Genomic DNA, 15,883 nt, shown 5'->3' with positions numbered 1-15,883 from the left:
CCGGCTTCCATCATGGGTGAGTACGCCATGCGCGCTGAGGCAGGCAATCAGAATCCCCCGGACAGTGGCCCCACCCCCGACGTTTCGGTGGTGGTGCCCGTGTACGGTTGTGAAGGTTGCCTTGAACAGCTTTCCGAACGTGTTGCCGGTGCGATCTCGGGCATGGGCCTGACGCACGAACTGATCCTCGTGGACGACCAGGGTCCCGATCAGTCCTGGCAGCGGATCTGCGAACTCGGGAAGCTGTCTTCCCGGGTTCGCGGCCTGCGCCTGTCCCGCAACTTCGGACAGCATGCGGCAATCAGTGCCGGACTGCAGTACGCCCAGGGCAGCCGTGTCATTGTCATGGATTGTGACCTACAGGATGTCCCCGAGGAAATTCCCTCGCTGCTGGCAGGCCTGGAAGGTGACAACGAGATCGTGCTGGGCCAGCGGGTGGAACGCCAGGACACCTGGCTGAAGCGAAGCGGTTCCAGTGCCTTCTACAAGGCACTGGGATGGCTGACCGATACCGACTATGATCCTTCGACGGCCAATTTCGGTGCCTACAGCCGCAAGGCTGTTGATGCCATGAATGCGATGCCTGAGACGGATCGCTTCCTCCCTCTGATGGCCCGCTGGACTGGTTTTAAAACCCTGCGCGTACCGGTGTCGCATGGTCGTCGTACGGAGGGCAAGAGTGGCTACACGCTGCGCAAGCTCCTGCAGATGGCGACCCGGATCGCGCTGTCGTTCTCCGACAAGCCCCTGCGACTGGTCATGACGGCGGCATTTGCACTGGCCGCCATCGGTGCGGGCATCGCACTTCTGGCGGTCTACCGTTACTGGGCCGGTGACATCAGGGTGGCGGGCTTCACCAGCATCCTCGCTTCAATCTGGCTAGTGGGCAGCTTCATCATGGGCAGCCTGGGCGTGGTCGGCCTCTACATCGGCCGCATCCACAGCGAATCGAAGCGCCGTCCCCAGTTCATCATCTGGCAAGACACGTGGCAGGGCACGCATTCGAATGTCTCTGAAGATTGATTTTTCCCCGGCCGACAGTGCGCGTTTCGGCATCCGTGTCGAGCGCGGTAGTTTCAATCCGCAATCTCCTCTTGCCGAGGTCGTTGACTGCATCGCCGCGTCATCGGCCGATCTGCTGATCATCCGCGTACCTGCAGGGCGGACCGATATCGCCCTGGCGCTGCAGCGGGCGGGCGAGACGGTCATTGCCGCCGATACACTGGTTTACCACGGCATTGACCTCACCCCGGAATCGGGCGAGTGGTCTCCCTCGGTGCGACGTGCGACCCCGGCGGATCGTCCGGCCATCATCGACATCGCTACGGCCGGCTTCCAGGGCTACCGGTCGCATTATTCCGCCAACCCGCTGATACCTCCCGCGCTGGTCCTGGAAGGCTACGTCGAATGGGCCCACAGCCGCCTGCAACCGCAGGATGAGCGCCAATCCACCTGGGTTGTGTCCGATGGACAGGCCATTGCCGGATTCGCAACCTGCGACATCAAGGACGGCGTCGCCGATATCCTGCTCAACTCGGTTCATCCGCAGTTTGAACGCCGTGGGCATTACGGCCGCCTGCTCCGCCACGTCATGCGTCATCATGCCGACCTGGGCAACCATCGCCTGGTCATTTCCACGCAGATATGGAACTACACCGTGCAGCGCCAATGGGCCCGTGCGGGTCTGTTGATCGACTGCGCATTCGACACCTACCACATAGATCGCCGCATGCAACGCGCCTCGATGCATTCCCTCGGTGAGGGGACACGATGAGCTACCTCTTCATTGCCCTCACGATCGTACTCACCGTCTACGGCCAGCTGATCCTGAAATGGCAGGTCGGCATCCACGGCCATCTGCTCGCAGCACCACTGCAGCCCTTGAACCTGGTGCAGCTGCTGCTCAAGCCATGGGTCATTTCCGCTTTTGCGGCGGCCTTCGGCGCGTCCCTGTGCTGGATGGCCGCCATCAGCAAGATGCCGATCAGCCGGGCCTACCCGTACATGGCGATCAACTTCTTCCTGGTCGCGCTGTTTGCCAGCGTGATCTTCCGGGAGCAGCTGGATGGATACAAGATCGCCGGAACGCTGATCATAATGCTGGGCGTGGTCGTGCTGTCACGATCGGTCGCCTGAAACCACTCCAACGCCCGCTGCGAGGCACTCTTTTGATTCCCTTCAACAAGCCCTTCATGACGGGGCGCGAGCTCTGGCACATCGCGCAGGCGCACGCCAACGGTCATCTGTCCGGCGATGGCCAATTCACCAAACGCAGTCACGCCTGGCTGGAGCAGCGCACGGGCGCCCAGCGCGCACTTCTGACCCACAGCTGCACGGCAGCCCTGGAGATGTCGGCATTGCTGCTCGACCTGCAGCCCGGCGACGAGGTAATCATGCCGTCCTACACCTTCGTTTCCACCGCCAACGCGTTTGTTCTGCGGGGCGCGGTCCCGGTGTTCGTCGACATCCGTGAAGACACCTTGAACTTGGATGAACGCCTGGTCGAAGCAGCGATCACCCCACGCACCCGGGCCATCTGCGCAGTCCACTATGCGGGCGTCGCATGTGAGATGGATACCCTGGTCGACATCGCTGCACGTCATGGGCTGGCGCTTGTCGAAGATGCTGCCCAGGCCATCATGTCCAGCTACAAGGGGCGGCCACTGGGCACCATCGGGGAGCTGGGTGCCTTCAGCTTCCATGAGACCAAGAACATCATCTCGGGGGAAGGCGGTGCTCTTCTCTGTCGTGACGCTGAGTTTGGCGAGCGCGCCGAGATCCTGCGCGAGAAGGGCACGAATCGCAGCCGCTTCTTCCGCGGACAGGTCGATAAGTACACCTGGGTCGATGTTGGCTCATCGTTCCTTCCCGGTGAGATCACCGCGGCGTTCCTCTGCGCGCAGATAGAGGAAGCAGACCAGATCACCGCGCGTCGACTGGCAATCTGGGAGCGGTATCAGCAGTGGGCGGCTCCGCATGAGGCCGCCGGCCACCTGCGTCGGCCGGTCGTGCCGGACGACTGCCAGCACAACGCGCATATGTTCTACATGTTGCTCCCGGACCTCGATGCCCGCACGCGATTCATAAGCGAAATGAAGGCCCGCGGCGTGCAGACCGTGTTCCATTACATCCCGCTGCATTCCGCCCCGGCTGGACTGCAGGCAGGGCGTACACACGGCGATCTGCGCAACACCAACGAGCTCAGCGAGCGGCTGGTTCGCATGCCGTTGTGGATCGGCGTTGAGGATCATCTCGATGCGATCTTCGCAGCCGCCGATGAAGTCCTGGGCATGGCGGAATGACAAGCGCCTCCCAACCGGCCGCCGGATTGCTCCATCAGTGTTCCAGCTGGTGGCAGGGGTTGGCTCGGTTCCGTAGAGGCCAACTAATCGTTCTGGTCATCGCCGCGTTGCTGGTCGTGCTGGCGGGCTCACGCCGGTACAGCAATGCCGAGCTCACGCTCGACGTGGAACTGCCGGCTGCCGGCTCATTGCAGGTCTTCTTCGACCAGGGCAATGGTTTCTCCGAGGCCGGGTCAGTGACGCGGGAGCTGCCCGCAGGCAGCTCGCATCTGCAGCTGCAGCTCCCACCGGGACGTACATTCACGCTTCGCCTGGATCCTCCCACCAGCGCGTCGACCGTCGCTGTACGCGATGTGCGGATCGAGGGCTCAATGCCCTCGGCTGCGACCCCGCTTGTCCCGACCCATCTGAACGAGCTCGTTCCCATCGAAGCGCTAGGCCAGGATGGGCGCTACCAGTTGCTGCCAGGTGCTGGCGACCCGCAACTGGTGATGGCACTTCCCACGCCTGCGGAAAATGCATCGCGCTTGCAGCATCGACTTGCCCGGCTGGCCTGGGTCGGCCTCGGCCTTTGTCTTGCGATTGCGATGGGCCTGCAGATGGCTCATACCGGTGGCTATGCATGGCCATCACTGATCTGCGCATCGCTGGTGCTCGCGCTCGCAGGGTTTGCCACCCTCTCCCACTCGGTCAGCCCTGACGAGGACCTGCATGAGGCGGGTGCACGTTATTTCAACAGTCATTGGCTGCCGCCGGCGCTTGATTCGCCGGAGATGCTGCCCTCGTACCAGGCGAGTCCCTACGGCGTCAGCTATCTCGCCGAATGGAACGTGACGTATTTGTTCGCAGGCAAAGCGAGCAACGTCGCAGCGCAGGCTGGTCTGACCGAACGTCAGGGATTCAGGCTCTATCAGGCATCGATATTGCTATTACTGATCGCAGCCGTTTTCTTGCTGCGTCTCTCTCCGTTCACTCTCGTACCGGTCCTGGTCACGCCGCAGGCGTGGTATGTCTTTTCGTACATGAACGGCGATGCGCTTCCTCTGGCCGCCGCAAGCCTTGCTGCAGGCATTGCGTTGACACGCGAGAGTCCGCTGCGCAGCTACCTGCTGGGTGAGCGCCACGCCGAGCGGGTGGTGATCGTGCACGCCCTGCTGTTCGCGCTGTGCCTGGGCCTGCTTATCATCTCCAAGCGGAACTATTGGCCAGTCGCGGTCTTCATCGCCACCACGCTGGCATCAGCCGGATTGCGCCTGCCCGTCCGCTCGTCGCTCGCCATGGCGATCGTCTGCACGTCGGGAATTCTGTGGGCGGCCGCAGGACACGCACTTCATCAAGCTTACGGACTCGGCTGGCTCCTGGCCGTCCTGTCCGCCACTTCGGTAATGATCCTGGCTTACGACGGCTGGAGACTTGCCCGCAGCCGGATGCTGGCGCCTGCCTACCGCCTCGGCGCGCTGTTTGCGCTGGCTCTGGCATTGGCAGCTCCATGGATCGCAGTGGATGTCCTGCGCAACGGCAGTGGCTCGCAGAAGGCGGAGCTGGTCGATCATCTACGTGAAGTCCATGCAGCTCCCGGTTTCAAGCCCAGCGACGCGGCACCGTCCCCCGGCCTTCGCATGTACGAACAGGGCTATTCGCTCCCGCAGATGCTCCAGCCTCCCCTGCTATGGCAGGTGGCCACGGCCAAAAGCCTGTTCGGCGTCTACGGCTACATGCAGTACTACGCTCCACTGGCCTATTACCAGGCGATCTGGGGACTGACTACGCTGCTGGTGGTTCTGGCGCTATGCACTGCAGCGACGTCGCAGCCGCTGCAACTGGGACGCAGCCAGCTCCTGCTGGCTGCCGGCGCGGCGGTCAGCCTGCTGGGCGCGTCCCTGCTGCACAGCTGGACCTATGATTTCCAGGCACAAGGCAGGTACGTGCTCGGCATCTGTGTACTGCTCGGCGCCCAACTCTCACACCTGAGACCAGGCTCGCAACTCGAGCGGCTGGCACATCATGCCGTGGCTGCAGCGGTGGTACTGGGCGCCTGTTCGTTTCTGTGGATCGCAATGCCGAACCTGACGCCTTGATCCAAGGTGCCACCTGCGGATCTCCCGCAGGTGGCGTCACGTCAGGCAGTGATGCGCAACCAACGCCGTTCAACCGCCTCGGCAAAATGCCCTTCACCAACGCAATGCTGGATACGTTGCCGGATCGGCTCCAGGATGGCCCTGCTGTCGACCACCTGCTGCAGGACATCCAGCCATGCCGCTTCGTCGTTCTCGACCAGCAAGCAGTCACCGGCGGCCCCGGCACTGTAGGCAGGGACGTCCGACGCAAGCGTAGGCACGCCGATCGCCGCGTAATCAAGCACCTTGATGCCGCTCTTTGCCCGATTGAACGTGGTGGCCATCAACGGTGCCAGGCCGAGGTCAAATGGGCCTTGGCCGACGAACCAGCGCACGAACGCGGGATAAGATGCTCCTACATGAGCTGGCGGCGACTGCACATCGACCCAGTCAGGCAGTGCTACCGACGCCGCATTCACCCCGATCAGGGTCAACGAAAAGCTGCCAGGGCGCGATGCCTGCAGACGACCCAGCACTCTCTGCAGGAATGCGTAGTCCTCGTCGTGGGTCCTTGTACCCATGTACACCAGTTTCAACTTCGGCATTGGTTGCACTGGCGTGCGCGGGGCACCCCATAGGTCCGGATCCAGGGCGTTTGGCATGAGAACGGCGTTACCGCCGGCAGACCGGATTTCAGATGCCAGTATCTCCGTCGAGCACCAGACTTCATCAGCCACGTCGATCGACGCACGCACGGCGCTGATCAGCTTTGCGTATGCATCGCGCTCGGGGTGCTCATCCATCGCCAACAGGTTGTCGTCGATGTCATAGATCAGCCGCGCGCCGATCCTTCTGGCCAGTACGGCCATCTGCTCGATCCGGTCGGCGTCCTCGATCGCTCCCCGGTTCCACAGGATGGCGTGCGGTTTGAATGCAGCGATCTCTTCCGGCATCAGGTAGCGGACATCGGCAGCGAAGCGCTCGGTGAACGCGTGCAGACGGATGCTCGCGCACGGCGACATCACCGTGCCGTAGCGCTCGGGGATCACTGCAATCCGCAGGGCGTACTGCGAGCGCAGCGCAGGACGCAGCTCCGTGCCGAATCGCTGTTTCATGCGGTTTCCTTTTCGTACAGACCTTCCAGCCACGTCACCAGCGCCTGTACCACATCGGCCGCAGTCGCGTCATGGGCCAGCATCAGTGCATTGGGGACGCCTTCCAGCCGCTCGGTGAACGCACCGAGGCGGTTGGCGGCAATCGGCCGGCCATCGCGCAGGGCGTGCGACAGGGTGTAGGAATAGGTTTCCGGGGCCTGGGAAAGGAACAGGAACGCATCGGGGTCGTGCGCCTCGATCAGCTCGTCCAGGTCCTGCTCCGCATAGGGACCGCTCCAGCTGAATCCCGGGTTCCTGGGTACGTCCGTCTGTGGATAGCCGATCACGTGGAACGCGAGCGGTGCACGCATACGTCGCGCTTCCTCGGCAATGGCCAGCAGGTGATTCAAGCCCTTGTGCGCGGCCATCACACCCAGCAGCAGCACCCGGTACGGCCGCGCGCCTCGCCCAAGCCGGCCCGGATTCGTGTCGATGCTCGACTCGTGGTACACGGCCTGCACGGGAATGCCGGTGTAGCGCTGCATGCGCTGCGCCGCATCCCGGCTCGGTGCGAACACGGCCTGTGCACCCAGCAGCGGCCACTGGTTGTTGGCGCGCCAGTTGCGGATGTCCGCCGCGCCGTTGGACGGGCGCTCGGCAATGCAACTGTCACAGCCGTTTTCACCAGGCTCGCCGCAGTAGTTGCCGCGAGCGTCGGTCAGGGTGATCTGCGGGCAGATCGCATAGTTGTCATGCACGTGGAAGCTGTAGGGCAGCCCGGTCAGCGCCACCGCGCGACGCACCGACGGGCCAAACCCGACCAGATGGTGGATCTGCAGCGTCCCGGTGCCCAGTGCCTGCAGCATCCCGGCCAGCTCGTCGGGCGTGCGGTAGCGGAACAGGAACTCGAAGCCATCGAAGTCCGATGCATGGCTGACGCTGACCAGCCCCGACCCGTTGTTGTCCTCCATCGGCCGTACGATCACCACTTCGCCGGTTTCGGCCAGCGAGGCACGCATGGCCTGCACGGCACGCTCGGTGCCTCCGCCCCAGGTGTGGGTCAACAGCACCGAGACCGGACGCGCCCTCGCCTTCCAGACCTCCAGGGTCAGCCGTACGCGCGCCGAGAAGGCCGGATCCATCGAACAGAACCGGGCAACCTGCGAACCGTAATCCGGGTAGCGCTCGTCGATGATCTTCTGCGCGATGATCTTGCCGGGCTTGCTGTCGTCGGCGAAGCTCACTTCACCCACGTGTTCGACGAACACGTCCATGGCCAAGCGATGGCGGAAACCGAGACGACCCGAGCGCATGCAGAAGTCGTTTTCCTCGCCGTAGCCCTTGCCGAAAGCCTCGGCATCGAACAGGCCGGCCTTTTCCAGCGCGGCGCGGGAGATCAGCATGCAGAAGCCGACGCCGGTGGGAACATCCACGGCCACACCGGCATTGATGCGGCGGGTCAGGTTGTCCAGCGCCGACGCATCCATCGCCTTCGGCAGCGCGTTGGCGCCCAGCTGGGGATAGCTGCATATCGTAGCGTTGTTGGAAAGCGCCGTGACCGAGCCGACATTGGCCCCTAAGTGGGCAACCATGCGGTCGACCCAGTCACCGGTCACGATTGTGTCACTGTTGAGCAGGAGAGCTCCGATGCTGTCGGCCTGCTGCAGAGCGTGCGCCATGCCGGCATTGACGGTCAGCACGAAGCCCAGGTTCTGCGGGTTCTCGGCCAGGCGTACCGATGGCTCGCGGCTGGCCAGCTCACGCAGGTAGGCGGTCACTTCCGGCTCGGGCGAGCAGTCGTTGTAGATGTGCAGCCGGGTACGGCTGCGGTTCTGCGAGCGCAGCACCGAATCGATGCAGTTGCGCGTCTCTTCCAGGCCGCGGTAGACCGGCAGGACGATGTCGACCACGCCGTCCTGGAGCGGCGCGTCGGCAGGCGCCACGGGCGCGGCAAGATCGGACAGCGAGAAGGGACGCTTGCCCAGCTCGCGACCACCGCGGCGCCCCACCGCCAGGTAGTGCGCCAGCGCGTTCATGCCGGTCAGCGCAACATCCGGATTCTGGTCCAGATACTGTCGCGCGTTGAATTCGGGCCCCGGGCTGCGTCCTTCCGCCGCGCCATGCGCGAAGAAATGTGCGAACGGGTCGTTGCCTCCCACATCCGGATAGGTTTCCAGATACCACGCCGGCGCGAAGTACGGATTGGGCAGGCGCCCTTCGGGAATGCCGTCGTAGAGGAAATGCACCAACGGATTGGCGCCGCTGTCGCGCACGTCCGGGTACTGGTTGAGGTACCAGTCCTGGTCGAACAACGGGTGTGGCGTTCCCGAGCTGCGGTAATCCACCAGGTACTGGCCGAGCACCGGCCGCAGGCCGCTGGACGACGGTGCGGTGCGCCGGCAGTAGCGCGGATCGAACCACGGGCTGGGTGCCAGGCCGAGGCGGTCGCCGATGCAGAGGTACTGCATCAGGGCATCAAGCGGGGACGCCCTGAGGCCGAAACGTGCGCAGTACCAGGCCGGGTCGAACAGCGGGCTCGGTGACTTCCCTTCGGCATTGCCAAAGGACAGGAAGTGACTGGGACCTTCAGCGGCCGCCCCGGGCGAACGCAGGATGAAGCGCGCATACCAGTGCCAGTCACAGCACCCCGCCCGACGGGCAACCAGCAGCTTCAGGCGATCGGGAACTGGTGCGAACCAGTTGATGGACAGCACCTTTGCCGCCACCCGCTTGAGGCCACGCTTGAGTAGGGTCTTGTCGATGGACATGTAGGTACCTTGCGGGATCCTGTTTGTTCAGCGGCCAAGGGCACGACGCCACCACGGGCGCACGAGGAGATTGAGTTTCCGGTCCTGCTCGTCCAGGCGCGGGATCACCGACGCCACCACATTGGCGACCGAGGCTTCACGGGAATGGTCCAGCGCCTGGCGCGTCTCGCTCATCCCTTCGATGACGCGACGCTCCAGCAGTGACAGGCCCTGGGCCAGGCTCGGCAACTGCGACTCCACTATCGCGTAATGCTCCTCGGTGGCGTCGCTGCTCTTTTCCAGCAGTGCGCGCAGGCGTGCTTCCTCGGCGTTGAGCCGCCCGATCTCACCATGGGCGGCGGTCAGGCCCTGGTTCACCCGTTCGATCTCTTCCACGTTCTTGATGTTGCGACCCAAGGCGTCGAAGAACTGGTTGATGGTAGCGAACTGACCATCACGCGCAGCCTGGGCGAGTTGCATCAGTGCCTGCGGCTGCTCCTCGCCCACCAGCAGCACGCCGAGCCCATGGGTGTGGGTGAATTCAAACGATGGGAATTGCGAGGAAACCTCGCTCCAGTACTGCCACACGCCAAATCCGCGCTCGCGCACGCAGCTGTCGTGGAACAACACCACTGCGCGCGGCGACAGCTTGCTGCGCCACGTCTCGAAGTCTTCGCGGACGGCTTCGTAGGTATGCAGACCGTCCACATGCAGGATGTCGACTGATCCATCCGCGAAGTACTCCAGCGCCTGGTCGAAGCGCATCCGCATCATCTCGGAAATGCCAGCGTAGTGGCGCTGCTGGTAATCGCGGAGCTCGGCATAGATTTCATTGCCGTAGAAACCGGCATGCTCGTCGCCTTCCCAGGTATCCACCGCGAACACCCGCGCACTGATCTGCTGGGTTTCCACCGCTTGGCAGAAGGCAAGGAACGAGGCGCCGTTGTGCGTACCCAGCTCCACGATGCTCTTTGGCCGCACCACTTCCACCAGCCAGCTGGCGAACGGAATGTGCCCAAGCCACGCGCTGTGCGGCAGCTTGCGGGGCATCATCAGCATGTTCGGCGACAACGGGAAATCGATCATCTCAGTCTCTATCACGTGAACGACGCCGCAGCGTCCGGGTCGGCCAGCACGGCCGTAATGAATGCGTCGATGCTTGAGCTGCACAGCAGCGATTCGAACTGCTTGATCCGCTCCACCGGCCAGTTCCACCAGGCTATCTGCAGTAACTGCTCGATCTGCGCCTCACTGAAGCGCATGCGCACAACACGGCCGGGGTTGCCCGCGACGATGGCGTAGGGCGGGACATCCCTGCTGACCACAGCACCGGCCCCGATGCAGGCGCCGTGGCCCACCGTCACTCCGGAGAGAACCAGCGCGCCATGGCCAATCCACACATCGTTGCCGATTCGGGTCACGCCCTTGCTGTGCGGATGCCCGTCCTGGCCCGCACCCGGCGAATTGAACGCGATGCGCAACGGATGGGTGGTGACCCAGTCCATCCGGTGCTCGCCGCCACCGAAGATCAGCACGTCTTCTGCGAAGGAACAGAACGCACCCACTTCGATGCGCTCGCCTGCGCTCCACAGTTTGAACGTAGCACCGCCGTAGGTGAAGCGGCCGATGCTGACGCGCGTGTCGTCGGTGGTCAGCGGCGGAATAAAGCCATGGTTCATTCCGCCCTCCCTACCCGCTTCATGGTGACCTCATCGAAGGGAATACCCACCAGGCCATAACGCAGCTTGGGCGAAGCGACCCTGATCAGCACAGCGTCATGTAGCCACGCGTGCTGAGTATTGGCAAACGGATCACCGTCGGCAATGGAAACGGTCATCGAGTAATCACCGTTGGGCAGCATCGGCAACGTGAAGCGGAAACTGGCCTCAAGCGTCGTACCGGCCTCGACCTGCATTGGCGGCTGGATGTAGGTGAAGGTGTGCTCACCGAACAGCGATTGACCCAGCCGGTCCTTCACGAAGAAACCGATCAACGGACTGGACAGCGCCTGGTGTGCAGTGGCGCGTACACGCAGAAGCACCTCCTCGCCACCAGCGAACGAGGTGAGGGTTTCGCCCTGCGGATCGCTGAGCAGCACCGAATCGATGCTGGCGACACCGGAATGCCAGCCAGCCGAATTGGCCACGTTGTCGAACATTTCCAGGCGCGTGTCTTGCTCCACCCGGGCCTTGGGCCGCGGCTTGGCCGACGCCGCATCACGCGATGCCTGGCGCGAGGTCAGCTTCACCGTGTCGCCGTACACCTCCTGCGAACAGTACTCGATGTAGGCGTTGCAGGTGTCCTCGGCAGTACCGTGCATGACCATGTCGCCACGGTTTAGCCACACCGCGCTCTGGCAGAAATTGAGCACCGAGGAGGTGTCATGGCTGACGAACAGCAGCGTGCCAGTTTCGCGGAACTTGCGCAGGAAGCGCATGCACTTCTGCACGAAGATGGCATCGCCCACGGCCAGCGCTTCGTCGATGACCAGGATGTCCGCATCGACGTGCGCGATGACCGCGAACGCCAGTCGCACGTACATGCCGCTGGAGTAGGTCTTCACCGGCCGGTCGACGAAATTGCCGATGTCGGCGAAGGCGATGATGTCGTCGAAGCGGGCGTCGATCTGCTCGCGGGTCAGGCCGAGGATCGAGGCGCTCAGGTAGACGTTCTCGCGCCCGCTGAATTCCGGGTTGAACCCCGCGCCGAGCTCCAGCAGGGCCGCCACGCGCCCCTTGACCTCGACCGTTCCAGAGGTGGCCTGCAGGGTGCCGCAAATGATCTGCAGCAGCGTCGACTTGCCCGACCCGTTGCGGCCGATGATGCCGACCGTGTCGCCGCGCCTCACTTCGAAATCGACGCCCTTCAGCGCCCAGAACTCGTCGTAGTAGCGGCGCGGCGCAAGGCCCGCGGCACGAAGCAGGCGCGGCAGCACGGCCTGCTTCAGCCGCTGGTGCGGCTGGTCATAGATCTGGAAGCACTTGGTGACGCCGCTGACCCGGATGGCGACATCGCTGGAGGGATCAGAGGACATCGGCAAACCCCCGGCGCATTTTCTGGAACGTCGCGAAACCGAACCACGCGACAAGCGCGGCGCCTACTGCGTACTTGCCCAACCCTATGAAGTCCGGGATATGGCCCCACAGCAGGACCTCACGTGCCTGTTCGATGATGAACGTGAGCGGGTTGAGATAGATGTACGGCTGCAGCGTCTCCGGCAGTGCCTGCACCGGATACAGCACCGGTGCCATGAACAGCATCACCGTGGTGACGATGCCGGTGACCTGGCCGATGTCACGCAGGTAGACACCCAGTGCCGCCAGCAACCAGGACACGCCCATGGTGCCGACCACCAGCGGGAGGATCACCACCGGCAGCCACAGTGCGGTCAGCGGGATCGAGCCGCGCAGGAGCAGCTGGGCGATCAGCAGGACCACCACCGAAACCATCGAATGGAACAGCGTGGCGCCCATCGCGACCCACGGCAGGGTCTCCAGCGGGAACACGACGCGCTTCACGTAGCTGGCACTGTTGAGTATCAGCCCCGGGGCGCGGTTGATGCACTCGGCGAACACGCCGTGGACGATGATGCCGACGAACAGGATGACGGCGAAATCACCATGGCTGCTGGTTTCCACGCCCCAGCGCGCCTTGAACACCACCGAGAAAACGAAGGTGTAGACCGCCAGCATCAACAGTGGATTGAAGAAGGACCACGCCAGCCCGAAGACCGAACCTCGATACCGGCTGATGACCTCACGCTGGGTCAACTGCCAGATCAGCATGCGATTGGAGACCAGGCTGCGGACGAGCGCACCCAGCGAACTGCCAAACTCGGCTTGGATGCCGCTCATTCCGCGGCGCCCGCCAGCGACTTTTCCAGATCCACCTGCAGATCCCCCAGATCCTCCACGCCCACGCTCAGCCGCACCAGCGCATCGCTGATGCCCAGCTGTTCCCGCCGCGCGACCGGAATCGAAGCATGCGTCATCACCGCCGGATGGTTGACCAGGCTTTCCACGCCACCCAGCGACTCGGCCAGGGTGAACAGCTCGGTCTTCTCGCAGAAGCGCTTGGCCGCCTCGAAACCGCCCTTGAGGACGATCGAGACGATGCCGCCGTAGCCGCCCATCTGGCGGGTCGCCAGCTCATGCTGCGGGTGCGACGGCAGGCCCGGGTAGATCACCATTTCCACCGCCGGATGCTTTTCCAGCCACTGGGCCAGGGCCAGCGCGTTGGCGCAGTGCGCCTTCATGCGCAGCGGCAGGGTCTTCAGGCCACGCAGGGCGAGGAAGCTGTCGAACGGGCCCTGCACGCCACCCACCGAGTTCTGCAGGAAGGCCATCTGCTCGGCCAGCTCGGCATTGTCGCCGACTACCACCATGCCGCCGACCATGTCCGAGTGACCATTGAGGTACTTGGTGGCCGAATGCAGCACCAGGTCCGCGCCCAGCTCCAGCGGGCGCTGCAGCATCGGCGAGGCGAAGGTGTTGTCGACCACCACGATCAGGCCATGGCGCTTGGCGATGGCGGCGACCGCAGCGATGTCCACGATCTTCAGCATCGGGTTGGTCGGGGTCTCGATCCAGACCATCTTCGTCTTCGACGTGATGGAGGCTTCAAACGCCGCCAGATCGGTCAGGTCGACGAAGCTGAAGTCCAGCCCGGCGGTGCGGCGACGCACACGCTCGAACAGGCGGAAGCTGCCGCCGTAGATGTCGTCCATCGCCACCACGTGGCTGCCGGCGTCCAGCAGTTCGATCACGGTCGAGCTGGCCGCCATGCCCGAAGCGAAGGCGAAACCTCGGGTACCGCCTTCCAGCGACGCCACGCACCGCTCATAGGCGAAGCGGGTCGGGTTGTGGGTACGCGAGTACTCGAAGCCCTGATGCTCGCCCGGGCTGGACTGGGCATAGGTCGAGGTGGCGTAGATCGGTGGCATCACCGCGCCGGTGCTGGGGTCGGGCGACTGACCGCCGTGGATGGCCAGGGTAGCCAGGGCCAGCGCGCGGTCGGGCGAAGAGGAGTTGGACATGTCGTTTCCTGAATGGCGCCGACGTGCGGCGCCGTCAAAGGATCGGGAGTCTATCAGCGCAGCCTTAACGAACTTTGACGCGAATAAACCGGAATTCAGCGGTGAACTGCCGTGATCGGCGGCTTACTGCACGCGACGGCGCAGATAGTTCAGCAGGTCGATACGGGTGATCAGGCCCAGGAAAGCATCGCCGTCCATCACGATCGCCACCTGGCCGCGGTCGAACACCGGCAGCAGGGCCTCGATCGGCGACTTCACGTCCAGCCGGTCCAGCTTGCTGACCATCGCCGTGGCAACCGTGTCGCGGAAGCGCGCTTCGTCGCCATAGACATGCAGCAGGACGTCGCTTTCATCGACGATGCCGACCAGCTGGTCACCGTCCATCACCGGCAGCTGCGACACGTCATACAGCTTCATGCGCTGGTAGGCGGTGGTCAGCAGGTCGTTCGGGCCAATAACGACAGTGTCGCGCTGGCCGTACGGACGCAGGATCAGGTCCCGCAGGTCGCCGTGCTGCGGGCGCTGCAGGAAGCCGTTGTCCAGCATCCAGTAGTCGTTGTACATCTTCGACAGGTACTTGTTGCCGGTATCGCAGACCAGTACCAGCACCTTCTTCGGCGTGGTCTGCTCCTTGCAGTACTTCAGCGCTGCGGCCAGCAGGGTGCCGGTGGACGAACCGCCCAGGATGCCTTCCTTGCCCAGCAGCTCGCGCGCGGTGTGGAAGCTCTCGGCGTCGCTGATTGCATAGGCTTTCTTGACACGGCTGAAATCCGAGATCGACGGCAGGAAGTCCTCGCCGATGCCCTCCACCAGCCAGCTGCCCGACTTGTCGTTGAGCACGCCGTCGTTGATGTATTCGGCCAGGATCGAGCCGACCGGATCGGCCAGCACCAGCTCGGTCTTGGGCGACAGCTTGGCGAACGCGCGCGACAGGCCGGTCATGGTGCCGGAGCTGCCGCAGCCGAACACGATGGCGTCGAGGTCACCCCCCATCTGCTCTAGGATCTCCGGGCCGGTACCGAATTCGTGCGCGGCCGGATTGTCCGGGTTGCCGAACTGGTTGATGAAGTAGGCGCCCGGGGTCTGCTCGGCGATGGTCTTGGCCAGGTCCTGGTAGTACTCCGGATGGCCCTTGGCCACGTCCGAGCGGGTCAGGCGGACTTCGGCGCCCATCGCCTTCAGGTTGAAGATCTTCTCGCGGCTCATCTTGTCGGGAACGACGAGGATCAGCTTGTAGCCCTTCTGCTGTGCCACCAGCGCCAGGCCCAGGCCGGTGTTGCCGGCGGTACCTTCAACCAGGGTCGCGCCCGGCTTCAGGTCGCCACGCTGCTCCGCCGCCTCGATCATCGACAGGCCGATGCGATCCTTGATCGATCCGCCCGGGTTGGCGCTCTCCAGCTTCAGGTAGAGCTCGCAGACGCCGGTGTCCAGGCGCTGGGCCTTGACGATCGGGGTCTGGCCGATGAGTTCGAGGACGGAAGAATGAATGGGCATTCGGAGGACTTTCGATTCGCGCCGCGCAGGGCCGGACCGATGATTATCCGTCGGATGGCGATGAATGTCAGGTCGTTGCGCCGCGGGGCCGGAAGCCCGCAAAAAAGGGATGCGGACGGCCCCGGATCGACGAGGAGACCGGTGCCGCCCGCAT

General features: G+C 63.8%; 13 protein-coding genes. 5 read left to right on the top strand and 8 right to left on the bottom strand.

Annotated elements, in window-relative coordinates:
• The first annotated feature begins 12 nt into the window (after nucleotides 1-12).
• The 5 genes from N5C25_RS12520 to N5C25_RS12500 all read left to right on the top strand — a co-directional run bounded on the left by N5C25_RS12520 (nucleotide 13) and on the right by N5C25_RS12500 (nucleotide 5,380).
• Entirely contained in the window at nucleotides 13-1,023 is a 1,011-nt protein-coding gene (locus N5C25_RS12520) for a glycosyltransferase family 2 protein (RefSeq protein WP_236565132.1), read from the top strand.
• Entirely contained in the window at nucleotides 1,007-1,774 is a 768-nt protein-coding gene (locus tag N5C25_RS12515) for a GNAT family N-acetyltransferase (protein WP_279937024.1), read from the top strand. The genes N5C25_RS12520 and N5C25_RS12515 overlap by 17 nt, the downstream gene beginning before the upstream one ends.
• Entirely contained in the window at nucleotides 1,771-2,136 is a 366-nt protein-coding gene (locus N5C25_RS12510) for an EamA family transporter (protein WP_116863423.1), read from the top strand. The genes N5C25_RS12515 and N5C25_RS12510 overlap by 4 nt, the downstream gene beginning before the upstream one ends.
• A gap of 32 nt (nucleotides 2,137-2,168) precedes the next feature.
• Nucleotides 2,169-3,302 carry a dTDP-4-amino-4,6-dideoxygalactose transaminase gene (rffA, locus tag N5C25_RS12505; RefSeq protein WP_159359767.1) on the top strand — a complete coding sequence of 378 codons (1,134 nt, stop codon included), beginning with the start codon at nucleotides 2,169-2,171 and terminating at the stop codon, nucleotides 3,300-3,302.
• 107 nt (nucleotides 3,303-3,409) lie between these two features.
• Nucleotides 3,410-5,380 carry a hypothetical protein gene (locus tag N5C25_RS12500; protein ID WP_251102945.1) on the top strand — a complete coding sequence of 657 codons (1,971 nt, stop codon included), beginning with the start codon at nucleotides 3,410-3,412 and terminating at the stop codon, nucleotides 5,378-5,380.
• Nucleotides 5,381-5,421: 41 nt separating this feature from the next.
• On the opposite strand, the gene N5C25_RS12495 is transcribed toward N5C25_RS12500, so the two are convergent.
• From N5C25_RS12495 to N5C25_RS12460, 8 genes are all read right to left on the bottom strand, one after another.
• Nucleotides 5,422-6,474 carry a hypothetical protein gene (locus tag N5C25_RS12495; protein ID WP_251102944.1) on the bottom strand — a complete coding sequence of 351 codons (1,053 nt, stop codon included), beginning with the start codon at nucleotides 6,472-6,474 and terminating at the stop codon, nucleotides 5,422-5,424.
• Nucleotides 6,471-9,221 (bottom strand): glycosyltransferase, encoded by a 2,751-nt coding sequence (locus N5C25_RS12490; protein ID WP_279937023.1) that lies wholly within the window; start codon nucleotides 9,219-9,221, stop codon nucleotides 6,471-6,473. The genes N5C25_RS12495 and N5C25_RS12490 overlap by 4 nt, the downstream gene beginning before the upstream one ends.
• 27 nt (nucleotides 9,222-9,248) lie before the next feature.
• Nucleotides 9,249-10,286: a class I SAM-dependent methyltransferase gene (locus N5C25_RS12485; RefSeq protein ID WP_159359763.1), complete on the bottom strand. Its 1,038-nt coding sequence runs from the start codon at nucleotides 10,284-10,286 to the stop codon at nucleotides 9,249-9,251.
• Nucleotides 10,287-10,297: 11 nt separating this feature from the next.
• A complete protein-coding gene (locus tag N5C25_RS12480) occupies nucleotides 10,298-10,879 on the bottom strand; it encodes a CatB-related O-acetyltransferase (RefSeq protein ID WP_159359762.1) in 582 nt (193 codons plus the stop codon).
• The gene (locus N5C25_RS12475; RefSeq protein WP_251102942.1) at nucleotides 10,876-12,234 is read right to left on the bottom strand and encodes an ABC transporter ATP-binding protein; all 1,359 of its coding nucleotides are present in this window, start codon (nucleotides 12,232-12,234) and stop codon (nucleotides 10,876-10,878) included. The genes N5C25_RS12480 and N5C25_RS12475 overlap by 4 nt, the downstream gene beginning before the upstream one ends.
• Nucleotides 12,224-13,054, bottom strand: a complete 831-nt coding sequence (locus N5C25_RS12470; protein ID WP_159359760.1) for an ABC transporter permease — start codon at nucleotides 13,052-13,054, stop codon at nucleotides 12,224-12,226. The genes N5C25_RS12475 and N5C25_RS12470 overlap by 11 nt, the downstream gene beginning before the upstream one ends.
• Nucleotides 13,051-14,235, bottom strand: coding sequence for a cystathionine gamma-synthase (locus N5C25_RS12465; RefSeq protein WP_251102941.1), 1,185 nt, complete (start codon nucleotides 14,233-14,235; stop codon nucleotides 13,051-13,053). The genes N5C25_RS12470 and N5C25_RS12465 overlap by 4 nt, the downstream gene beginning before the upstream one ends.
• A gap of 123 nt (nucleotides 14,236-14,358) precedes the next feature.
• The gene (locus N5C25_RS12460) at nucleotides 14,359-15,729 is read right to left on the bottom strand and encodes a pyridoxal-phosphate dependent enzyme (protein WP_021202680.1); all 1,371 of its coding nucleotides are present in this window, start codon (nucleotides 15,727-15,729) and stop codon (nucleotides 14,359-14,361) included.
• Between the last annotated feature and the right edge of the window lie 154 nt (nucleotides 15,730-15,883).

It is taken from the genome of Stenotrophomonas sp. GD03958, assembly GCF_029839005.1.
Classification (GTDB): Bacteria; Pseudomonadota; Gammaproteobacteria; order Xanthomonadales; family Xanthomonadaceae; genus Stenotrophomonas; species Stenotrophomonas hibiscicola.
This window is presented reverse-complemented; position numbering and strand designations above follow the sequence as displayed.